The sequence below is a fragment of the Xenorhabdus ehlersii genome (genome assembly GCF_003610465.1).
Classification (GTDB): Bacteria; Pseudomonadota; Gammaproteobacteria; order Enterobacterales; family Enterobacteriaceae; genus Xenorhabdus; species Xenorhabdus ehlersii.
In genome coordinates, this window is sequence record NZ_RAQI01000003.1 from 326,480 (window position 1) to 350,221 (window position 23,742).

The 23,742-nt window shown below is 44.8% G+C and carries 19 protein-coding genes; 16 read left to right on the plus strand and 3 right to left on the minus strand.

Annotation, left to right across the window (positions count from 1 at the left end):
• The first annotated feature begins 20 nt into the window (after positions 1–20).
• Genes BDE27_RS11915 through BDE27_RS19980 form a run of 4 tightly spaced genes read left to right on the plus strand, consistent with a single transcriptional unit; the run spans position 21 to position 5,573 of the window.
• Positions 21–3,413: a TipJ family phage tail tip protein gene (locus tag BDE27_RS11915; protein ID WP_120211358.1), complete on the plus strand. Its 3,393-nt coding sequence runs from the start codon at positions 21–23 to the stop codon at positions 3,411–3,413.
• Positions 3,410–3,709: a hypothetical protein gene (locus BDE27_RS11920; RefSeq protein ID WP_120211359.1), complete on the plus strand. Its 300-nt coding sequence runs from the start codon at positions 3,410–3,412 to the stop codon at positions 3,707–3,709. Before BDE27_RS11915 ends, BDE27_RS11920 begins: the two co-directional genes overlap by 4 nt.
• A 6-nt stretch (positions 3,710–3,715) precedes the next feature.
• On the plus strand, positions 3,716–4,366 hold the full coding sequence (locus BDE27_RS11925; protein WP_120211360.1) for a hypothetical protein: 651 nt from the start codon (positions 3,716–3,718) through the stop codon (positions 4,364–4,366).
• 25 nt (positions 4,367–4,391) lie between these two features.
• On the plus strand, positions 4,392–5,573 hold the full coding sequence (locus BDE27_RS19980) for a phage tail fiber protein (RefSeq protein WP_244208774.1): 1,182 nt from the start codon (positions 4,392–4,394) through the stop codon (positions 5,571–5,573).
• A 127-nt stretch (positions 5,574–5,700) separates the two neighbouring features.
• On the opposite strand, the gene BDE27_RS11935 is transcribed toward BDE27_RS19980, so the two are convergent.
• Positions 5,701–6,489, minus strand: a complete 789-nt coding sequence (locus BDE27_RS11935) for a hypothetical protein (protein WP_099134084.1) — start codon at positions 6,487–6,489, stop codon at positions 5,701–5,703.
• A gap of 354 nt (positions 6,490–6,843) precedes the next feature.
• Positions 6,844–7,341, minus strand: coding sequence for a phage tail protein (locus tag BDE27_RS11940; protein ID WP_099133259.1), 498 nt, complete (start codon positions 7,339–7,341; stop codon positions 6,844–6,846).
• Positions 7,342–7,616: 275 nt separating this feature from the next.
• Between BDE27_RS11940 and BDE27_RS11945 the strand changes: the two genes are divergently transcribed.
• From BDE27_RS11945 to kdsB, 6 genes are all read left to right on the plus strand, one after another.
• Positions 7,617–7,811, plus strand: coding sequence for a hypothetical protein (locus tag BDE27_RS11945; RefSeq protein WP_099133261.1), 195 nt, complete (start codon positions 7,617–7,619; stop codon positions 7,809–7,811).
• Between the two features lie 436 nt (positions 7,812–8,247).
• Entirely contained in the window at positions 8,248–8,478 is a 231-nt protein-coding gene (locus BDE27_RS11950; RefSeq protein ID WP_244208775.1) for a hypothetical protein, read from the plus strand.
• A 35-nt stretch (positions 8,479–8,513) separates the two neighbouring features.
• On the plus strand, positions 8,514–10,262 hold the full coding sequence (gene msbA / locus BDE27_RS11955) for a lipid A ABC transporter ATP-binding protein/permease MsbA (protein WP_099133263.1): 1,749 nt from the start codon (positions 8,514–8,516) through the stop codon (positions 10,260–10,262).
• Positions 10,259–11,254: a tetraacyldisaccharide 4'-kinase gene (gene lpxK / locus BDE27_RS11960; protein WP_099133265.1), complete on the plus strand. Its 996-nt coding sequence runs from the start codon at positions 10,259–10,261 to the stop codon at positions 11,252–11,254. The genes msbA and lpxK overlap by 4 nt, the downstream gene beginning before the upstream one ends.
• A 125-nt stretch (positions 11,255–11,379) precedes the next feature.
• Positions 11,380–11,559, plus strand: coding sequence for a Trm112 family protein (locus tag BDE27_RS11965; RefSeq protein WP_099133267.1), 180 nt, complete (start codon positions 11,380–11,382; stop codon positions 11,557–11,559).
• A gap of 3 nt (positions 11,560–11,562) precedes the next feature.
• A complete protein-coding gene (gene kdsB / locus BDE27_RS11970) occupies positions 11,563–12,312 on the plus strand; it encodes a 3-deoxy-manno-octulosonate cytidylyltransferase (protein WP_099133268.1) in 750 nt (249 codons plus the stop codon).
• Positions 12,313–12,416: 104 nt separating this feature from the next.
• On the opposite strand, the gene elyC is transcribed toward kdsB, so the two are convergent.
• The gene (gene elyC, locus BDE27_RS11975; RefSeq protein ID WP_099133270.1) at positions 12,417–13,244 is read right to left on the minus strand and encodes an envelope biogenesis factor ElyC; all 828 of its coding nucleotides are present in this window, start codon (positions 13,242–13,244) and stop codon (positions 12,417–12,419) included.
• Between the two features lie 168 nt (positions 13,245–13,412).
• Here elyC and cmoM point away from each other — a divergent pair, with 168 nt between their 5' ends.
• From cmoM to ldtD, 6 genes are all read left to right on the plus strand, one after another.
• On the plus strand, positions 13,413–14,198 hold the full coding sequence (gene cmoM / locus BDE27_RS11980) for a tRNA uridine 5-oxyacetic acid(34) methyltransferase CmoM (RefSeq protein ID WP_099133272.1): 786 nt from the start codon (positions 13,413–13,415) through the stop codon (positions 14,196–14,198).
• The gene (gene mukF / locus BDE27_RS11985) at positions 14,195–15,517 is read left to right on the plus strand and encodes a chromosome partition protein MukF (RefSeq protein WP_099133273.1); all 1,323 of its coding nucleotides are present in this window, start codon (positions 14,195–14,197) and stop codon (positions 15,515–15,517) included. The genes cmoM and mukF overlap by 4 nt, the downstream gene beginning before the upstream one ends.
• Complete coding sequence (mukE, locus tag BDE27_RS11990) at positions 15,498–16,220, plus strand: chromosome partition protein MukE (RefSeq protein WP_099133275.1); 723 nt, start codon at positions 15,498–15,500, stop codon at positions 16,218–16,220. The genes mukF and mukE overlap by 20 nt, the downstream gene beginning before the upstream one ends.
• Positions 16,217–20,680 carry a chromosome partition protein MukB gene (gene mukB / locus BDE27_RS11995; protein WP_099133277.1) on the plus strand — a complete coding sequence of 1,488 codons (4,464 nt, stop codon included), beginning with the start codon at positions 16,217–16,219 and terminating at the stop codon, positions 20,678–20,680. Before mukE ends, mukB begins: the two co-directional genes overlap by 4 nt.
• Before the next feature lie 169 nt (positions 20,681–20,849).
• A complete protein-coding gene (aphA, locus tag BDE27_RS12000; protein ID WP_099133279.1) occupies positions 20,850–21,563 on the plus strand; it encodes an acid phosphatase AphA in 714 nt (237 codons plus the stop codon).
• Between the two features lie 257 nt (positions 21,564–21,820).
• A complete protein-coding gene (ldtD, locus tag BDE27_RS12005) occupies positions 21,821–23,539 on the plus strand; it encodes a L,D-transpeptidase (protein ID WP_099133281.1) in 1,719 nt (572 codons plus the stop codon).
• Positions 23,540–23,742 lie beyond the last annotated feature (203 nt).

The following is a 23,742-nucleotide window of genomic DNA, read 5'->3' on the forward strand; positions in this document are numbered from 1 at the left end:
ACTTTTTTTATGGGTGAAATATGGGAAATCATCTGATTCAGGGCAGTAAGGGCGGGGGTGGAAGTCCGCGCACCCCCGTAGAATCACCGGATTCATTGCAGTCAACATCGTATGCCAAAATCGTATTGGCACTGGGGGAAGGGGAATTTGCGGGCGGACTCGCTGGCACCAACATATATCTGGACAACACGCCGATTATTGGTCCTGATGGTCAGGCTAACTTTGAGGGCGTCAAGTGGGAATTTCGCCCCGGTACGCCGCATCAGGATTATATACCGGGCATGCCTGCGGTTGAGAATGAACTGACGGTCGGTACGGAGTTAATGGAATCATGGGTGAGATCGGTCACCAATACCCAACTGTCGGCGGTGCGTATCCGGTTATCGTGGCCCCAGTTGCAGACGCAGAAAGAGAACGGGGATACGGTCGGCTATGTTATTGACTATGCGATAGATGTTGCCACGGATGGCGGGGCGTATCAGGAAGTTTTGAAGACAGCCGCTGATGGCAAAACCACCACCAAATATGAACGCTCACACCGTATTGATCTGCCCAAAGCCCATTCAGGCTGGCAGGTGCGCGTCCGCCGCCTGACCCCAAAACAAAACAGTAACCGGATTGCCGATGCGATGGTGGTCGAGGCGATTACTGAGGTAATTGACGCCAAATTGAGTTACCCCGAAACCGCCCTGTTATTCGTTCAGTTTGATGCCAAACAGTTTCGCAATATCCCGCAGGTATCTTGTGAGCCGAAAATGCGCGTGATTCGGGTGCCTGATAACTATGACCCTGAAAGCCGCAGTTACTCCGGTGTCTGGTCAGGGCAATTTAAATGGGCATGGACAGATAATCCGGCGTGGGTACTGTATGACCTGATGATCAATGACCGGTTCAGCATCGGCACGCGGGTGAAAACGGAAAACCTGAGTCTGGCAAAATGGGATTTGTACCGCATTGCGCAATATTGTGACCAGCCTGTCCCTGATGGCAAAGGAGGACAAGAGCCGCGCCACACCTGCAATGTGTATATCCAGTCACAAGAGGATGCATGGACGGTGCTGAGGGATATCGCAGGTATCTTTCGGGGCATGACATTCTGGGCGAACAATAACATGAATGTGCTGGCGGATATGCCCCGCGATATGGATTTTATCTATACCCGCGCCAATGTGCGTGACGGTAAATTTGTCTATGCCAGTTCCAGTGAGAAAACTCACTATAGTACGGCCATGGTGAGCTGGTCAGACCCCCAGAATGGTTATCAGGATGCGGTTGAGCCGGTTTTCGAAAACCGCCTGATACGCCGATTTGGGGTTAAACAGGCCGATATTACCGCGATTGGCTGTACCCGCCAGAGTGAGGCGCAACGCCGGGGTAAATGGGTGCTGTACACCAACGAGTATGACCGGATGGTGACGTTTACTGTGGGACTGGATGGTAAAATCCCGTTGCCCGGTTACATCATCGGGGTGGCGGATGAAATGTTTTCAGGCCGTGTACTGGGCGGGCGCGTCAGTGTGGTGAATGGCCGCAATATCACACTGGACAGAATATCCTCGGCGATAGTGGGCGAACGGTTAATCCTGAATTTGCCGTCGGGTAAAGCCGAGGGACGGACTATTCAGGCGGTAAACGGACAGACTGTCACCGTGACGACAGCCTATTCAGAAATTCCAGTTGCCGAATCCGTCTGGGCGATTGATGCCACCGATTTAGCCATTCAGCAATTCAGGGTCACCGGCATTAAAGAGGGCGAGGACGGCATTTCGTTTGAAATCACCGCCGTTGAGCATAACCCCGATAAATATACCCATATCGATACCGGGGTACGCATTGACGAGCGCCCCATTTCGGTTATTCCCCCCGGCGTTCAGTCCCCGCCGAAAAATGTCACTATCAGTAGTAACTCAGTGGTGAATCAGGGTATTGCCGTCACCACATTGCGCGTGACATGGGATGCGGCGGAGAATGCGATTGCATATGAGGCTGAGTGGCGGCGTGATAACGGGAACTGGATATCAGCACCCCGAACCTCTACACAGGGATTTGAGGTGCCAAACGTCTATTCTGGACGCTATCAGGCACGGGTGAGGGCGATTAATGCGGCTGAAATATCCAGTATCTGGGCGAATGCACCGGAAACCCGTTTGAAAGGGAAGGAGGGCAACCCACCAACACCGCTCGCATTCCGTACCGCATCGATCATCTTCGGTATCCAGTTGGATTGGGGTTTTGCCGCCCAGACTGATGACACCCTGAAAACCGAAATCCAGTACAGCCGGACCAACGATGGTGAGGGGCTGATGTTGCTGGCGGATATTCCCTACCCGCAACATACGCACACCATGCAGGGACTGGCGGCCGGTGTGGCATTTTGGTTCCGTGCGAGGCTGGTGGATAAATCCGGCAACCAATCCCCGTGGACAGCGTTTATCCGGGGCGAGTCTTCGACAGACACAAGCTGGATAGTGGAGGCAACCGGTAATGTGTTCCTCACCGCCGAGGCTGGGAAACGGTTGCAGTCTGACATGAACTGGAACGCTGAAACTGCCCTGATACTCACCAACGCGCAGCAGCAATTATCCCGGGAACTGATGGTGCGTGACGGGGAGAGTAAGGCGGAGATTAGCGAGTTATGGCAAGTGCGGGCAACCGATAACGAGGCATGGGCGCAAAGAGTCACAGATATCAACTCACAGCTGGGAACCAATACCGCCCGTATCAAAACAGTTGAAACCACGATAGCTGAACGGGATAAATCGTTTGGTCAGCAATTTACCGAAATCCGTACTCACATCGGGAACACTAACGATAGTGTGGGTAAAATTGCCGCAGATGTGGTGACTAACAAACAGGCAATATCCAGTACACAGAAAGCGGTCGCTGAATCGGCACAACAGGTTCAGGCGCAGTTCAGGGAACAAGAGGCGATTATCCGCGAAAAAGCGACAGCCGTCTTTGATATCAGTGGTAACGGTTATGCCATCAAGGATATCGGGGCAGGGGTGAACTACAGGGGACAATATTATGGCGCAGGGATGGTTATCGGGGCTGAGGTGAAAAACGGCAAGGTAGAAACGCACTTTGGTGTCAGGGCGAACCAGTTTACCGTGGTGAACCCGAACAATGGGAAGATGGAACCAGTGCTTGTGATTAAGGGTAATCAGGTGTTTATCAGGGACGGATTTATCGATAAAAATTATATCAGGGAAATTATTTTATCTGATGCTATCAGGTCAAAAAACTATGTGCAGTACCGGGCGGGCTTTTTGATTAATGCGGTCACTGGCGCTTTTGAATTTAATGACATGCGTTCCCGGTCAGGGTTACGCTGGGCGAATGGGGCAATTGCGTGTTATGACCAGAACGGACGGGTCAGGGCAGCAATGGGGTATATAGGACAATTTCGATGAGTGATTATGGTTTTGGTGTGTGGGACGAGCAGGGGCGGCAGCGTAATACCGGCATCCGTCCTTTTCTTTATGCGGGATTTATGAAACTGACCAGTGGGCAGACGACAGGCGCACTGACTGTCCCCCGTGAACCGATGAGTGACGGCCTCCGTTTGTCTTATGTTTTTATGTGTACACAAACAGGGGACTGGCCGAATGAAAAACGCCAGTTTTTGGTGAGAGACAATCAAATCATTATTTCAACCGGGCGCAATGTGGCTGCTGAGGGTTGGTTGATTGCGTATTACACGGCGTGAGGAACTATGGACTGGGGCGCATTTTTAACAACAAATGAAGGGGTTCCGTGGACACCCAAAACGACACCGCTCTCTTTTGTGCGGAAAATATCGGTCACCGTTGGCCGATGGTATGAACATATAGACACGCACATTAACACAACACAGCCGTGCATGGCGTTTATGTGCGTGCATACTGATAGTGCATGGAATGCACCGTATGGTGAACTCAGTAGTGAAAATAGCCGCTGGAATATTGAGTTATCAGCGCCGGATGCCCGTACCCCGGTGTTGTGTGATATTTACCTGTTTACCCTGGTTTATCCGCAGCCCGTTCCCGACTGGGGGATTGCTGTCTGGGATGAGAACGGAAAATGCGTCCTGACCAGCGACACAAACCCGCTGGCTATTGCCGGGGAATACAACACTAAACAGCAAATGACATTGCGGGGGAAACGCGCCCTGTTAATGCAAACGACAGGCTGGGTGAGTTCGACAATCGATATCCCCGAAGACCTCCCCCAACTACAATACAGGGACACGTCTTTCTCTGCGTTTTTCAATGGACAATCTACACAATTTATTCCGGCAGCCGTATCAGGCGCAACATCCCTGATTGTTGAGGTCAGGGTAGAGGATCTGACCAGCCCATATATTGACTGCGCTCTTTACGATTAACGACGACTATTTCAGGAACCTCATCATGTACTATTCAATCGGCACAATTTCAACCGTGTCCGGCTCGGCTATTGTCCGCAGCACGGGTACACAATTTAAATCGAATATCAACGGCGTTGCACCCGGACAGATTATATTAATCCGGTCAGACAACAACAATTTAATCCACATGATTCAGGCGGTGAACTCCGATACCGAGCTGGTATTGGTCGATACCATTCCCGTTACCCTGAATAACGTAAAATACCAGATTCAGACCACCGTTCCGAATTCCATTTCGGATGGGGTCAGGCATATTTTAGCCAACACCAGCTACATTACCCTGTTCCTCCAGAACATGGACAAATGGATGTCACAGAATGGGACAATCAACGTGACCTTGCCGAATGGTCAAACCGTGTCGTTGCAATCGATACGGGCACTACAGGCGGCAATGGAGGGGAAACTGGATAAGCGCCAGAACGGGGCGGATATTCCGAATAAAGCGGAGTTTGTGCGAAATATTGGATTAGAAGGTGCGGTTATCCAAAATCAACCCGCCTCGTTTGACGGGGTGGAGGTTAAAGGCGACGGTTGGCGTAATTTTCTCATCAAACACGATAGTGGACTGGATGTGAATTTTGGCTCACAAGGTGATTATGGATATGTAATTATTCAAGAGGGCGTCATCGACCGGTCTGGTTTTATATTTCGAAAAGGGGTGCACGGTGATGTTTTGGCGCTTGGATGGAATGGTAATGTATATGTAGCCGAAGGGGGGTTCATCAAAAAAGCTTCCCCCATCATCCAAATTTTCCCCGATGGCACATTCATCACCAACGACGAATCCGAGGGTGCCATTGTCACCAAACTCGGCCTCGGTCACTATCAGGTCTCTGGCGTTCTGGGCTATAACGCTGATGGCGCATGGGGCGTGCATGGCGGTATCTCATCGCCGAAGAATAACAACGGGCTGGAACTTATCTACATTGATGACAGGGTACAAAAGGACGGCAGTATCATGATTGAGACCTTCCACCGTCAGCATTCGCACTTGCCTGAACGGTTCCAGAACAAGCGGATAAAAGCTATTGTCGATGAGGAAAAGGTTTACTATCAGGACGGTGAACCCTGTGACATTCCCGAAGGTACTCGCTTAGATGTCCGTGTCCAGATGCCAGAGAATTCTATCTGGAATCAGCAACAAAGATTATCTGAGTCAAAATAATATAGGGGCTGCGCGCCCCTTATGCCAGCAGATTCGGTGTGGAATTTGGGGCAGGGGGAGGCAGAGGTAGGTGAGTAATCTGTTGATATAAAAGCCCTCATTGGAGGGCTTAGTCATGAGTCGATGATTAGTTATTCATGGTCTTTTCTAGTTCAGCAATTTTCCTTGCTGCTTGTTTGATTTTATTATTTTTTTCTTCGGACCACTCGATGTCTTTACCGCCTGTGGGCGCATACGCTTTCACAGAGCCATTAGCTAACCAATTGGCAATATCGTTTGCTTGAGGATGATTTTTCCAGTCTACAGCTTCCGCATCACCAGAATTAGCAATGTACATATCAGTTGCTTTCATAAGCACCCCCTTTGATATCATAGACTCAATGATACTATTATAGTTCATGGTTTCATCGTCAAGGTTATTTTTGCCTGTTTTAAGCTCGTAAAACTTGACTTCTCCACCGGTACGCGGATCAAGAAGAATGGCTCCTTCCACTGAAGACTTCGCACAACCACAATGTGTAAAAAATTTGACGGCATGATCTGTACCACTCCCAGAAAAGATAGCGTGAAGAAGTTGATTTTCTTCATTACGAATAGCTTTTTTAGGGCCAGCATCAAATAGCCTATCACCGTTACTTGAAATCATTAGTATAGATACTTTGAAATATCCATTATGCTCAAGATCCGGCAGCGCTTCTGCATCAAGGTGTTCAGCAAACCACCATTCCTTCATCTTGGCGATAGTCGGACCGTCTCCGGCACAGACTAAAACGCCTCCTTTGCGGTAAGTTATTTTGTTAAATCCAGTATTATCAACGAGTAATATATGCTTACCATCATTTAAAGGAAGATCTACTGACCAGCGGGTATCACAGGCTACGACCATATTGTCGCAATCATATACAGTGGTTGTCATTTGTTATTCTATACCCCACAAGGCGCAATAAGTTAGCTTAATTTTTATTGTAAGTCTATAAGACGAAGCACAAATTACCGTATCTCATCCATATATTACATAAAGGTTATTATTCATAAAAATCATAGGATTAGTTATTAACTCCCTTTGCATTGCCTTTATATTAATTAAGTTTACTTAATATATGATCAGAATATTCCTAATCTGTGAAGTGGAAAGGGAGCTAATTTATCGAAATGTGATAAAAAATATATTTCAAACTAATACTGTGTTAGTGGGTGATATTATTGATAGGTGATTTCTGTGATTGATATTAACCCGCAGAAAGTTGCGGGTTAAATTGTTAGCTCAGCACTAAGCCGCTCTCACTATATAATTGAATGCTATGTTGCGGGGGCGACTAACGCCAATGTGGGCACTATCTGTGTTCCATTCCCAACTTGCCCCTGTTACTGCCTTTGCGCGCACTTGTACGTTACTACTGGGGGGATCCCATTTTAGCGCAGAACGCTCATCGAGTGAGAAATTAACTACAGTGTCAGTCTTATCATTAACATCTTGCACCAAATAAGAACCTTCCTGCCAAGATAAAACATTGCGATCAGAATCCACGCCACGCTCATCATCCCAGCCCCGAATAAATTCACCTCTTAAATCGGGTAGCACACCAGATGGATAAGCAAGGGCAAGTTTTGGATATTTTATTGTATCAAATTCTTCACCATTACATTTAAGCCAGCCATCCGGTGGAATTTCTGACGGCCAAGGAACAGGAACACCAACAGGTAAAGCGGTGTAACCAAAGTCTTCCCATGATTGTTGTGTCGATACATCAGGCTTTTTATCTTGCATATTCATTCCCTCATTTCATCAACAATGCAGATTGCTAAATAACATGAAGGCGGGATACTTCTCCGCCGGTGAACATCAATAAAATTGGTTCATCAATACTGGAGAGAACTTCTGATTAGGATGGCATGGAATGGTTGGTGGGACATTAATAAAATCTATTTGCCTATGGCTGACTGATAAGACTTAGAGTTTAAAGGGGAGAATTGTCCCCTTTAACTTAACTCCTTGATTTATCCGTAGTCCTCACTTTGGCACAGTTCCAATCGGACAAATTTTTGGCTGATCGCGCCAATTGGGATTTGAAAGCCTATTTAAGTGATAACCCATTGATATTTAATCAGACGCCAGATTTGGCGTCTGCTTATAATTTGAGCGCCGATAATATCGGTATGCAAAATCCAATATCCGATAATCGGACTTTGGGTGTGACTGACAGTTGGTCAGTCGCAAATGACTTTGTGCGTAACTGATGGTTACTCGCAAAATTTGCACAACTCATTAAGAGGTGCGCACAAAAGAGTGAGCTAGAAACAAGGGGTTAAGTCGTTTTGTCCAGACCGTTATGTCCAAGTAACACATTGAAACACAATGAATTTATAACGTTTGTCCAGCACATAAATTAACCATTGGGATTTCCGCAATGGTTGTGTCAAAGTGACGGCCTCGGAAAAATCAAGGAGTTAGCTAACTATAGGGATTTCCGGCCTTTAGTGATGGCGGGCGTCTTCCTTGAACTCTTCATTCCCCTTATTTAATGAGCGTGAAATTCATTGCTATAGTCTGTATTGAGCGCTTTTTTAGTTTGTACATAATCGTGTCATTATTAATAATATTTATTGTATTTTTTGTTGTAACATAATGTTTTTTATGTTTATTTTAACAATAATATTATTTATACGCAGAGTTATGCCTCAATATGCTTTGGCTTCAGTGGCTCGCTATAGCCCGTGGAGACTGCCTTCTGTGAAAGTGAAACAACGCTATAAAAATGCTGACATTGAGTGGCATAGCACAGCAGTTTCTGGTCAGATAACCGGCTATTTTTATCGCGATGACATTAAATTAAAAGGTTATCGACAACAAATAGTATCACGATGGTATCATCAGTGGTTTGGTATTCGTGGCGATCATGAGTAGAATGATTCGCTATTTCTTTTGGTTTTGGTAACTCAATAATGAATGATAAAGACCTTTCTACCTGGCAGACCTTTCGCCGATTGTGGCCGATCATCACCCCTTTTAAAATCGGCCTGATGGTCTCGGCGGTTGCGTTAGTCCTTAATGCTGCCGGTGATACATTGATGCTTTCTTTGTTGAAACCTTTGCTTGATGAGGGTTTTGGCAAGGCAGACATTAGCGTATTGAAGTGGATGCCACTGGTTGTTATCGGATTGATGTTGTTGCGTGGCATATCTGGTTTTGTATCGAGTTATTGTCTCTCTTGGGTATCAGGCAAAGTGGTCATGCAGATGCGTCGGCGTCTGTTCAATCATATGATGGGAATGCCTGTTTCTTTCTTTGACCAGCAATCCACGGGAACCTTGCTTTCCCGTATTACATACGATTCAGAACAGGTTGCTTCTTCTTCTTCCGGTGCATTAGTGACAGTTGTTAGGGAAGGGGCATCAATTATTGGCCTGTTTATACTGATGTTCTATTACAGTTGGGAACTCTCCCTTATTTTGATTGTAATTGCGCCGATAGTTGCGGGGGTTATTCGTCTTGTTTCCGTGCGTTTTCGTAATATCAGTAAAAATATGCAGAGCAGCATGGGGATGGTGACAACCAGTGCTGAACAGATGCTGAAAGGGCATAAAGAAGTTTTAATTTTTGGTGGTCAAAAAGTTGAAACTGAACGCTTTAACAAAGTCAGCAATCATATGCGCCAGCAGGGTATGAAGATGGTTTCTGCTGATTCCATTTCAGATCCGATTATCCAGATTATTGCTTCTTTTGCACTGGCATTTATCCTGTATGCGGCCAGTTTCCCTGAAATTATGGGCGCCTTAACCGCAGGGAAAATCACTGTTGTGTTTTCATCTATGATTGCCTTAATGCGTCCATTGAAATCTCTGACTAACGTTAATGCCCAATTCCAACGGGGTATGGCTGCATGCCAGACCTTATTTACTATCCTGGATATGGAGCAGGAAAAAGACGAAGGTAAATTGGAAATCAAAAAAGCAAAAGGCAACATTGAATTCCGTAATGTTACTTTCTGTTATCCAACCAAGGATCATCCGGCATTGAAAAATATTTCAATGACGATCCCAGCGGGAAAGACGATTGCATTGGTTGGGCGCTCAGGATCAGGTAAATCGACAATTGCCAATCTCCTGACGCGTTTTTATGACATAAATGAAGGTGAGATAGTCTTAGACGGTCATGACCTGCGTGAATATACCCTGGCTTCACTGCGTAACCAAATCGCGTTGGTATCGCAAAATGTCCATCTATTTAATGATACGGTTGCCAATAACATTGCTTACGCCAGCGAAGGATGCTTTAGCCGTGAAGAGATAGAACGGGCGGCAGAAATGGCTTATGCAATGGACTTTATCAAAAAGTTAGATAACGGACTTGATACCATGATTGGTGAAAATGGCGTCTTGCTCTCTGGGGGACAGCGTCAACGTATTGCAATTGCTCGTGCTTTATTGCGTGATTCTCCGATCTTAATTTTGGATGAAGCAACTTCTGCATTGGATACGGAATCTGAACGTGCAATTCAGGCTGCATTAGATGAATTACAGAAAAACAGAACTTCATTGGTCATCGCTCACCGTCTTTCTACTATTGAAAATGCCGATGAAATTATCGTTATTGAAGATGGAAATATCATAGAAAGGGGTAATCATGCGACTCTGTTGCAACATGATGGTGCATATGCGCAGCTACATAGGATGCAATTTGGCCAATGATTGAACGCATATGGTCAGGCCGCTCATGGCTTTACATCATATTATTACCATTATCAGCCCTTTATGGGCTGGTAAGCAGCTTGCGTCGTTTAAGTTATAAACTAGGATTGAGTCGCTCCTGGAAAGCACCGGTGCCTGTTGTTGTTGTTGGTAATTTGACGGCAGGAGGAAATGGTAAAACTCCGGTTGTCATTTGGCTGGTTGAACAGTTGCAGCAAAAAGGCTATCAGGTTGGTGTTGTTTCGCGTGGTTATGGCGGGAAGTCGGAACATTACCCGCTACTCCTTACCGATGAAGTGGCGACGGCACAAGCGGGAGACGAACCTGTTTTAATTCGTCGTCGTACTGGTGCACCTGTTGCGGTGGCACCAAAGCGAGCCGAAGCCATTCAGGCATTATTGGCACATACTCCAGTGGATATCATAATTACTGACGATGGCCTCCAGCATTATGCTTTGCAGCGAGATTATGAGATTGTAGTGATTGATGGAGCTCGTCGTTTTGGCAATGGTTGCTGGTTGCCTGCCGGTCCTATGAGAGAATTGGCAGGACGCTTGAATAGTGTTAATACCATCATCGTTAATGGTGGAATACCAGAAGCCGGTGAATTACCCATGACCCTCAAAGGCAATTTGGTAGTTAATTTGCTGACTGGGGAAACACGAAAAGTCACTGATATTCCCAATGGCATTGCGATGGCTGGGATTGGTCATCCCCCGCGTTTTTTTGCAACATTGCAGCAATTAGGGGCTAATTTACAGAAAACACACGCTTTTGCTGATCATCAGGCGTACGAAAAATCTCAATTATTGGCTCTGGCAAATAGTGATCAAAATTTATTGATGACAGAAAAAGATGCGGTTAAATGTTTCCAATTTGCGCAACCTAACTGGTGGTATTTACCTGTACACGCTGAATTTCCAGAGGAAAAAGGGCAAAAGGTATTGGATGATATCTGTAACTTACTTCCAGAATTAAATACTCGCCAATAATATTGGACTATTCTCACCATACTAAAAAATAAGAGAAATTAAACAAAGCAACAAAGTTAACGGTGATACATTGCTTGTGGTATTCTGAGCCACATCAAATTTAGGACCCGTTACTTGGGGGATATATGGATCACCGTTTACTCGAAATCATTGCTTGTCCGCTATGTCACGGCAAGCTCAGTTATGATAAAGAAAACTTTGAACTGATTTGCAAGTTTGATCGTCTCGCTTTTCCCTTCCGTGATGGCATCCCTGTGTTGTTAGAGAATGAAGCACGTGTCTTGCCTACAGAGGAAAATCAATAACCCATGTTTACCGTTATCATTCCGGCCCGTTTTTCCTCAACCCGTTTACCTGGAAAACCATTGGCTGATATTCATGGTAAACCGATGGTTTTGCGTGTAATGGAACGGGCTGTCCGTTCTGGTGCTGATCGGGTTATTGTGGCGACAGATAATCAAGAAGTTTTTGATGCAGTGACTGCCGTAGGCGGTGAGGCTTGCATGACACGCGAAAGTCACCATTCAGGTACAGAGCGTTTGGCTGAGGTTATCGATAAATACCAATTTGCTGATGATGAAATTATTGTGAATGTTCAGGGTGATGAACCTCTTATCCCTGAACAGATCATCAAGCAGGTGGCTGATAATTTGGCTAGCAGTAATGCAGGGATGGCAACGCTTGCCGTGCAGATCCAAGATGCGGAAGAGGCATTTAATCCTAATGCTGTCAAAGTTGTAATGGATTCGCAAGGTTATGCCCTCTATTTTTCTCGCGCAACTATCCCGTGGGAGCGTGATCGTTTTGTGCAATCAACAGAGACTATTGGGGACCACTTCCTGCGCCATATTGGAATTTATGCGTATCGGGCAGGGTTTATTCGACGCTATATTCAGTGGGAACCAAGTCCATTGGAAAGTATCGAAATGCTCGAACAATTAAGGGTGCTTTGGTACGGTGAAAAAATTCATGTTGCAAAAGCATTGCAAGCGCCTGGTGCAGGTGTTGATACACCAGAAGATCTGGAAACCGTCAGAAAAGTTTTTGCTACGCTCTGATTTTCTTGTCTGATATGACGATCTATTGGGTATGATTTAAAAGAGAATGCGGTAACGTTAATACCGCATTCTCTTTTCATTACGTTTCACTTCCAATGCTGGTGTTATTTCTCATTAGCTTTTTGCTGAAGCTCCTCTGAGCTTTCAATGCTCATATCCTGACTTACAGGTTTAATAGCCTGCCAGATGCGCCCTAATGTCTCATACCAGGCACGCTCAGTGTGTGATAGATAGTAGGAAGAAGGAAGATATTTTTCCCACAAATATAAAGGCGTTGTGACAGCCAACTGATTGGCAGGGCCTGCAATTGGATGCAGACCTCGTTGTGCAAAAAACTTGAGAGATCTTTCCATATGATTGGCAGAAGTGACAAGAATGAAAGGTTGTTGTCCGACGACTTTTTCAACTTCAGCCGCTTCTTCTTCTGTATCCAAGGGTTTTTTTAATGCTATGGTGTCTTCTACAGGAATTCCCAGAGATTGTGCTACCATAGCAGCAATTTTGGCACTACTAATGGCATTTACGCCTTTACCACCAGTAAAAATCATTTTAGCACCAGGATTGAGATGATATAACCGAATCCCTTCCGTCACTCTGGGCAAGCTATTATTGATAAGGTTAGCGCTGGGAGCCCATTGGGGGTTATAAGTAAAACCGCCTCCAAGAACCACAATATATTTTACGGGAGTTATAGGTGTTGTGTCTGGTTCATAGCGCTGAACATATTTTCCTTCGACAGGGAGTAAGAGTTTATCCGCGATAGGCTGTAAACTAAATAAAAGTAATGCCAACCAACTGAATGATAAAATGGTTTTCCCTGTTTTTTGCCAGCGGGTGAACCATAGTAATAACAGGGCTACAAAAGAGACGATAATAATCAGCGGTAAGGGCATTAATAGTGAGCCGATATATTTTTTTAGCAAAAATAACATTGATTGGCCTTGGGTTGGTTAAATTACAATCGCGCAATGGCGAATTTAAGGCTAAAAGTAGTTAATTAAATGGTTATTGTGCCAAAATAATAGTAGTAAAAATAGCGGTAGATAGCATAACTACTCAATAGATAAATTAAACTTAGCTTATAAGTGGGGCGGCTTTTCATGCGGGATCGCAATTTCGATGATATTGCAGACAAATTTTCGCGTAATATTTACGGCACAACCAAAGGTAAAATCAGGCAGGCCGTTGTCTGGCAGGATATTAACGAATTGCTGAATCATTTACCTCAACGTCCTTTGCGCATTTTAGATGCGGGGGGAGGTGAAGGTAATATGGCTTGCCAGTTGGCTGAATTGGGACATCAGATCATACTTTGTGATCTCTCAAAAGAGATGATCCAGAGAGCGGAACATAACGCCGAAGAGCGGGGTGTTCTCGATCAGATGCAATTTATCCAAAGCCCGGTACAGGAAATTCACCAGCATATTGAACAGCCCGTTGATCTGATTTTATTTCATGCTGTATTGGAGTGGATCACCGACCAAAAAGAGGCAATAGAAACATTGAAAGAGATAATAACGCCTGGTGGTGCACTTTCATTAATGTTTTATAATGCTAATGGGCTGGTCATGCGTAACGCCATCTTGGGTAACTTTCATTTGGCGACACCTAATATCCAGCGTCGTCGGAAACGTTCTCTATCGCCACAAAATCCATTAATACCGGAACAGGTATATCAATGGCTAGCTGAACTTAAGATGGAAATAACAGGTAAAACAGGCGTGAGAGTTTTTCACGATTACCTGCAAAGTCGTCAATTACAAGACACAGATTTTCCAGCGTTGCTTGAACTTGAACAGCGTTATTGCAGGCAGGAGCCCTATATTAGCCTGGGGCGTTATATTCATGTGATGGCGCGCAAGCCTACCTTAAAGAGCGAATTATGAGTGAATATTCCCAGACGGTTCCTGAACTTGTGTCCTGGGCCAGAAAAAATGATTTTTCAATTTCGTTGCCACCAGAACGCTTGGCTTTTCTGCTGGCTATTGCCGTATTAAACAGTGAACGGCTTGATGGTGAAATGAGTGAAGGGGAGCTGGTGGATGCCTTTCGTGAAGTGTGTAAAGGTTTTGAGCAGACTTCGGAAGCGGTATCTGTCAGGGCGAATAATGCCATTAACGATATGGTTCGCCAGAAGTTACTTAACCGTTTTACCAGTGAATTGGCGGATGGCAATGCCATTTATCGCCTGACTCCGTTGGGAATTGGTATCAGTGATTATTATATACGCCAGCGTGAATTCTCCACGTTGCGTCTTTCTATGCAGTTATCCATCGTTGCTAACGAATTGCACCGAGCGGCAGAGGCAGCCGAAGAAGGTGGTGATGAATTACATTGGCACCGCAATGTTTTTGCCCCTCTCAAATATTCTGTAGCTGAAATTTTCGACAGCATCGATATGTCCCAGCGCTTGATGGATGAACAGCAAAACAGCGTAAAAACCGATATTGCTGCACTGCTCAATCAGGATTGGCAGGCCGCTATCGCTAATTGCGAACAACTGCTGTCTGAAACCTCCGGCACACTACGAGAACTTCAGGATACGTTAGAAGCTGCGGGCGATAAATTGCAGGCTAATCTATTACGTATCCAGGCCGCGAATATGGACGGCGGCGGCTCTGAATTGGTGGATAGACTGGTTTTTGACTTACAAAGCAAATTGGATCGCATTATTAGTTGGGGGCAACAAACCATTGATCTGTGGATAGGTTATGACCGCCACGTTCACAAATTTATCCGAACCGCCATTGATATGGATAAAAATCGCATTTTTGCCCAGCGCCTTCGTCAATCCATTCAACACTATTTTGACAGCCCGTGGGCACTGACTGTCGCTAATGCAGAACGTTTTCTGGATATGCGTGACGAAGAACTGACTCTGCGCAATGAAGAGGTAATGGGAGAATTACCGCCAGAAATGGAATACGAAGAGTTTAGTGAAATCAATGAACAATTAGCTGAAATGGTAGAGCAGACGCTGGCGGTTTACCAACAGGCAAAACTTCCTCTGGATTTGGGGGCTGTACTGCGCGACTACCTTGTCCAGTATCCACGTAAACGCCATTTTGATGTGGCACGTATCTTGGTGGATCAAGCAGTAAGGTTGGGCGTTGCAGAAGCGGATTTCTCTGGTTTGCCAGCGGAATGGTTAGCGATTAATGATTTCGGAGCCAAGGTACAGGCACATGTCATCGACACATATTGAACAATTTATGCCAGTGAAACTGGCTCAGGCATTATCCAATACACTTTTCCCTGAATTAGACAGCCAACTGCGATCCGGGCGTCATATTAGTCTGGATGATCTTGATAATCATGCTTTTTTGATGGACTTTCAGGAAGAATTGGAAACGTTTTATGCGCGTTATAACGTCGAGTTAATCCGTGCACCAGAAGGTTTTTTCTACCTGCGCCCCCGTTCGTCGACACTGATCCCGCGATCTGTGCTGTCTGAATTGGATATGATGGTGGGTAAAATTTTGTGCTACCTCTACCTTAGCCCAGAGCGCCTGTCCAATCAGGGAATATTTACCTTTCAGGAATTGTACGAAGAATTACTGTCATTGGCAGATGAAAATAAGCTAGTGAAATTAGTGAACCAACGTTCGACTGGTTCAGATCTGGACAAACAGAAATTGCAGGAAAAAGCGCGCACTGCCTTAAACCGTTTACGCCGTCTGGGTATGGTTTATTTCCTGCAAAACGACAGCAATAAATTTACGATTACCGAAGCGGTATTTCGCTTCGGTGCAGATGTACGCAGCGGTGATGATCCACGCGAGGCACAATTACGGATGATCCGTGATGGGGAGGCCATGCCAGTAGAAGGCGAAACATCGCAGGAAGATAATGAACATGAAGAAGCATCGGGGCATTCAGCAGAAGGTGCGGAGGATGAGCAGTCATGATTGAACGTGGTAAATTTCGCTCACTGACGTTAATTAATTGGAACGGTTTTTTTGCCAGAACGTTTGATCTTGACGAACTTGTGACGACCTTATCCGGCGGTAACGGGGCAGGTAAATCAACTACAATGGCGGCTTTTGTGACCGCATTAATCCCTGATTTAACATTGCTCCATTTCCGTAATACGACAGAAGCGGGAGCAACTTCGGGTTCACGCGATAAAGGGTTGCACGGTAAGTTGCGGGCAGGTGTTTGCTATTCTACGCTGGATGTTGTTAATTCTCGCCATCAACGCATCATCACCGGAGTCCGTTTACAACAAGTGGCAGGACGTGATCGAAAAGTTGATATTAAACCATTTATGATTCAGGGAGTTCCTGCGTCGATTCAGCCAACGCAGTTATTGACTGACAATATCAACGAACGTCAGGCGCGGGTTCTGCCGTTAAATGAACTAAAGGAACGCCTTGATGAGATGGAAGGCGTTCAGTTCAAACAATTTAACTCGATTACCGATTACCACGCCCTGATGTTTGATTTGGGCGTGATCCCAAAACGTTTGCGTTCAGCGAGTGACCGCAGCAAGTTTTATCGCCTGATAGAAGCGTCATTATATGGCGGAATTTCCAGTGCGATTACCCGTTCATTGCGTGATTACTTGTTACCGGAAAACAGTGGCGTCAGAAAAGCATTTCAGGATATGGAAGCCGCATTGCGTGAAAACCGCATTACGCTGGAAGCTATCCGTGTTACCCAATCCGACCGTGATCTTTTCAAGCACCTTATCACAGAAGCTACAGCCTATGTGTCTGCTGACTATATGCGTCATGCCAACGAACGCCGCGTTCATCTGGATGAAGCACTGGCTTTGCGCAGTGAACTATTTGGCAGCCGTCGTCAACTGATCGCTGAACAATATCGCCATGTTGAAATGGCGAGAGAACTGGCAGAACAAAGCGGTGCATCTTCTGATTTAGAAATGGATTATCAGGCTGCCAGTGATCACCTGAACCTGGTTCAAACGGCAATGCGTCAGCAGGAAAAAATCGATCGCTACCAATCGGATATTGAAGAGCTGACCTACCGACTGGAAGAACAGGGTGAAGTTGTCGAAGAGGCGAGAGATCTTCAGACGGAATATGAAGCCACATTTGAAGCAGCAGAACAAGAAGTTGATGAACTGAAAAGCCAGCTTGCTGACTATCAACAAGCTTTGGACGTACAGCAAACTCGCGCTATTCAATATCAGCAAGCATTGCAAGCGTTGGCGCGTGCCCGTGAATTTTGCCAGCTTCCTGATCTGTCGATAGAAAATGCCGGTGGGTGGCAGGAAAACTATCAGGCCAAAGCGCAACAAGCGACAGAGACGCTGCTGGCACTGGAACAGAAATTGAGCGTCGCTGACGCAGCGCATAGCCAGTTTGAGCAGGCTTACCAACTGGTAAAAAGCATCGTTAGTGAAGTGAGCCGTAGTGAAGCATGGCAAGTCGCTCGTGAAGCATTGCGTGAATGGTCATCCCAGCGTCATCTGGCTGAGCGCGTCCAACCTTTGCGTATCCAGTTGGCTGAGCTAGAACAACGCCTGAACAGTCAGCAAAATGCAGAACGTTTGCTGGAAGAGTTCTGTAAGCGTCATAACCAGCAATATCAGGCAGAAGACTTGGAGGCGTTACGGGGTGAACTGGAAGCTCAGTTGGAAGAATTGAGCCTGGGTGCCAATGAAAGCGGTGAACGTCGTATTCAAATACGTCAGGAATTTGAACAACTCAAGCAAAAAATTCAAGGGCTGACAGCACGGGCACCAGTGTGGTTGGCGGCACAGGAAGCCTTGGATCAGCTTAGTGAACAATGCAATGAAACATTCGAAAGTAGTCACGATGTGACTGAATATATGCAGCAATTGCTTGAACAAGAGCGTGAAATTACGGTTGAGCGCGATGATATTGCTGCACAGAAACGTGAACTGGAAAAACAGATTGAGCGTCTGAACCAACCCAGTGGTGCCGAAGATAGCCGATTGCTTGCATTGGCAGAGCGTTTTGGTGGTGTTTTGTTGTCTGAGATTTATGACGACATTACCATTGATGACGCGCCTTATTTCTCCGCCCTGTATGGCCCCGCGCGTCACGCAATTGTCGTGCCTGATCTTTCACTGGTTCGTCCACATCTGGAAGCATTGGAAGATTGCCCGGAAGATCTCTATTTAATTGAGGGCGATCCACAGTCTTTTGACGATAGCGTATTCGATTTTGAAGAGCAGGAAAACGCAGTTCTGGTGAAATCATCCGATCGCCAATGGCGTTATTCCCGTTATCCTGAAGTTCCGCTATTTGGACGGGCAGCAAGAGAAAGTCGTCTGGAAGCACTCAGTCTTGAGCGTGATACGCTGGCAGAGCGTTACGCGACACTTTCGTTTGATGTGCAGAAAGTGCAGCGTGCGCACCAGGCTTTCAGCCGTTTTGTGGGTAAACACCTTTCTGTTGCGTTTGATGATGATCCAGAAGCAGAAATTCGTCGCCTGAGTCAGCGTCGTACCGAATTGGAGCGTGAGTTATCGCAATTTGAAACCCAGGCTCAGCAGCATCAGCAGAAACTGGTTCAGGTGAAAGAGAGCCTGTCACTATTGAATCGCCTGATTCCACAAATGACGATTTTGTTGGATGAAACCGTGCTTGATCGCGTGGAAACGGTCCGTGAAGAAATGAGTGAGGCTCAGGAAGCTGCGCGTTTCCTGCAACAACACGGTAATGCTTTGGTTAAACTTGAACCATTGGTTTCGGTCTTGCAAAGTGATCCACAGCAATATGAGCAGTTGCAGAAGGATTATGAGGCCGCGAAACACAGCCAGAATAAGGCTAAACAACAAGCCTTTGCCTTGACGGAAGTTGTGCAACGTCGTGCGCATTTCAGCTATAGCGACTCTGCAGGTATGCTTAACGAAAATGCCGACCTGAACGACAAATTGCGCCAACGCCTTGAACACGCAGAATCTGATCGTAGCCGTGCGCGTGAGCAATTGCGTCAGCAGCAAGCACAATGTGCACAATTCAATCAAGTATTGGCATCACTGAAAAGTTCTTATGACACTAAGCAAGATATGTTGAAAGAACTTGAGCAGGAGTTGAAAGATATCGGTGTCCAGGCAGATGCCAACGCCGAAAATCGTGCCCGTGAACGCCGTGATCAGCTTCACGCCGCTGTGAATGCTAACCGTTCCCGCATTAATCAGCTTGAGAAACAGATCGCGTTCTGTGAGGCAGAAATGGAAAACCTCCAGAAAAAACTGCGTAAATCTGAGCGGGATTATTACCAGAAGCGTGAACAAGTAGCCTCTTCTAAGGCAGGCTGGTGTGCAGTTATGCGTATGGTGAAAGACAATGGTGTTGAACGTCGCTTACATCGTCGCGAACTGGCTTATATGGATGGTGATGAGCTGCGTTCAATGTCGGATAAGGCGCTGGGGGCATTGCGTCTGGCTGTGGCCGATAATGAACACCTACGCGATGCGTTGCGTTTATCCGAAGATCCGAAGCGTCCTGAGCGTAAGATCCAATTTTTCGTGGCGGTTTACCAGCATCTGCGTGAACGTATCCGGCAGGATATTATTCGTACGGATGATCCGGTCGATGCCATTGAACAGATGGAAATTGAATTGGGGCGCTTGACGGAAGAATTAACCGCTCGTGAGCAGAAACTGGCGATCAGTTCCAAAAGTGTGGCGAATATCATTCGCAAAACCATTCAACGTGAACAGAACCGCATTCGTATGCTGAACCAAGGGTTGCAGGCAGTTTCTTTTGGGCAGGTTGGTGGTGTGCGCTTGAATGTAAATGTGCGTGAAAGTCATTCCCTCTTGTTGGATGTGCTTTCTGAGCAGCAGGAACAGCATCAGGATCTGTTCAACAGCCAGCGCCTGACCTTCTCAGAAGCGATGGCGAAGCTTTATCAGCGCCTTAACCCACAAATCGATATAGGGCAGCGTCTGCCTCAAACCATTGGTGAAGAGTTGCTGGATTACCGCAATTACCTTGAGCTGGAAGTTGAAGTTAACCGAGGTTCGGATGGCTGGCTAAAAGCGGAAAGTGGGGCACTTTCTACCGGGGAAGCGATTGGTACGGGGATGTCCATTCTGGTCATGGTTGTACAGAGCTGGGAAGAGGAATCACGTCGTCTGCGTGGTAAAGATATTTCCCCATGCCGACTGCTGTTCCTTGATGAAGCTGCCCGATTAGATGCGAAATCCATTGCAACGCTGTTTGAGTTATGTGAACGCTTACATATGCAGTTAATTATCGCTGCGCCGGAAAATATCAGCCCCGAAAAAGGGACAACGTATAAACTGGTACGTAAGATTTTCAATAACCAAGAACATGTACATGTTGTTGGGCTGCGTGGTTTTGGGCAAGATATTCCGGTGACTGGGCAGTCACAAACACAAACACAGCCTATATTGCAAGAATAACTTCATCATTGAATGATCTTTCTCTAAGAAAGGGGCACATTATGTCCCTTTCTTAATTGAGATAGAACCCATTTGGATATTTGTCTCCTTGTGCGGTATGTCTCGTTTTGATGTGATGATACAGTTTACTATTTCGTACCGTTACTACTAATGTGAATAAGGAATGACAATGCGTAAAGCAACACTGATGTTCAGTGCGATTGTGTTCGCTTTTGGTTTGAACAGCATGGCACAAGCAAAAATGTTTATGCCTGAGCAAGTTGATTCAGGCGTTTCTGCGGCAGATTTGGCTCAACGTCATGCTGTGCATTGGGTATCTGTAGCGCAGATCAAACGAAGTCTGCAAAACCAACCCGCAATGGCGGTAGGTTTTGATATCGATGATACCGTACTGTTTTCAAGTCCAGGTTTTTATCGTGGTAAATTGGAGTACTCGCCTAATGACAATAGTTATCTGAAAAACCCGGCATTTTGGGAAAAAATGAATAATGAATGGGATAAATTCAGTATGCCAAAAAAGATCGGTATTGAATTGGTTCAGATGCATTTGAAGCGGGGCGATGATATTTATTTCATTACTGCTCGTACAACAACTAAAACAGAAACGGTGACCAAATACTTACAGGAAGATTTACATATTCCAGCCGATAAAATGAATGCCGTTATTTTCGCGGGTGATGAACCAGGTAAAAATAACAAAATCAGTTGGATGAGAGAGCATAAATTGAAGATTTATTATGGCGATGCAGATACTGATATTGCCGCTGCTCGTGCATTGAATATCCGTGGTATTCGTATCTTGAGAGCATCAAATTCTTCTTATCAGCCCCTGCCTAAAGCGGGTCGGTTTGGAGAAGAAGTTGTCATTAATTCTGAGTATTAATCTTAAAATTCAACACAATATACTCTGATTAAAGGCACTAAAGGTGCCTTTTCCTTTTTTTAAGCCATTATAATTTAAATTATTATGAAGAATATTTCATTTTTCCTGGTAAGAGAAAATCTGCTTGAGTAAGCTCCCTATCTTAAGTAGTAATTATGTATATAATTAGCAGTATCCTTTTCTGATAAAATAGGTCTGTTAATAATTATAATAAGTCATTGGATAGCTGCATACATAATAAGGTGAGGTGGGCTCTTATGGTGAAGAACACGGTCAGGTTACTGAAAGTTTCTTTTATCTGTAGCACATTGGCGGTATCAGAAGGAACTTTTGCAAATCAACAAAATGGACTGTCATCAAGTGGTATGCAACAATTACTAACAGAGCAAAAAAAAGAAGGTTCTGTTATTTTAATTGATAAGATAATTCCTGTTTCTCCGGTGAATTCTATTGATGAAAATCGAAAACAGTTACAAAATTGGTTGCCACAACAAGTAAAACCGATATTCCTTGATCGTTTGGCAAATTTATATGCTAACAATAAAATGCAATCATTGTGGTCAGATAAAAAAACTATTAAGCAATTTGAAGATCAATTAGTTGAAATGTCGCTAGCTGGTTTTCAACCTCAATTTGAAAAATGGTTGATACAACTTCATAATCCTGAATTAAGTGAAATGGGGCGTGATATTATCTTATCTGATGCTATGTTAGGTTATCTCCATTTTATTAATAATGTTGATAAGAAAGGGAGTTCATGGTTATATAGTAAATCTCCTTATAAGATTGAATTACCCTCATCTCATTTAATTGATACATGGCAACAGCATATCAATAATGATAGTGCTTTTTTTTATATTACGAGTTTATCACCGAATCATCCTATGTATGAAAATATGCGTAAGGAGATGTTGGCACAATTAGCTGATCAACGGCCATGGACAGAGTTTTCATTTAAAGGAACTTTAAGGCCAGGACAAAGTAGTGAAAGTGTTATTGCATTAAGGAAAATATTGGCTCTTTCAGGGATATTGGATTTATCTGCTGCCAAATCCGGTAATAGGATATATGATAAAGAATTAACAGCGGCTGTAAAAAATTTTCAAGCCCAGCACGGATTGTCAGCCGATGGAGTTATCGGTAAATCCACTAAAGCATGGTTAAATACGACCCCACAAACCCGTGCTCGAATTATGGCATTGAATATCCAACGATTACGGATTATTCCCAGGGATATTCCTACAGGTATTTTAGTTAATATTCCTAATTACTCACTTTTCTATTATTTAGATGGCAAAGAAGTATTGAGTTCTAAAGTCGTTGTTGGACGGCCCAGCCGAAAAACACCTATTATGAGTAGTGAATTAAATAATGTGGTGATTAATCCTCCGTGGAATGTACCCACCAGCATGACTCGAAAAGATATTGCACCAAGAGCGATGCGTGACTCAAGTTATTTTCGTACGCGTGGTTATACGGTATTTTCCAGTTGGAGCAATGACGCCAAAGTTATCGATCCTTCATCGATTAACTGGAGCGTAATAACACCGAATAATTTCCCTTATCGTATTAGGCAAGCACCAGGCCCCACTAATTCATTGGGGCGTTTTAAATTCAATATGCCAAATTCAGAAGCTATTTATTTGCATGATACACCTAATCAGGCTTCTTTCAGCCGGGAAATGCGGGCTATTAGTTCTGGTTGCGTACGTGTCAATAAGGCGCCTGAATTGGCTAATATGCTGTTGGGAAACGCAGGTTGGGATAAAACTAAAGTTAATAGTTCATTGAAAACATGGTCAACAAAATATGTCAATATTCCCAAAAGAATTCCTGTGTTCCTCTATTACCAAACAGCATGGATTGATGAGGGAGGGAAACCACAATACCGAGATGATATCTATGATTATGATGTGAATGCAAGGCAGCATTCAGAGTCATTTTCCAAGATCTTGGTAGCCAGAAACGATTTATAATTTCTTCCGTTACTAATTAAGACTCAAAGAAATAAAATTGGCGTTGATATCTATATTGTAAACAGAGAAGGAAATAATGTTTTCTTCTCTGTTATCTTCTATTACTCATTATTTTAAAAAGTGTTTTTTACTATGACTTGCTCTTAATGAGCTGTTTTGTTATTGATTACAATTTTAATATGATTTTAATTATGTTAAGTAGA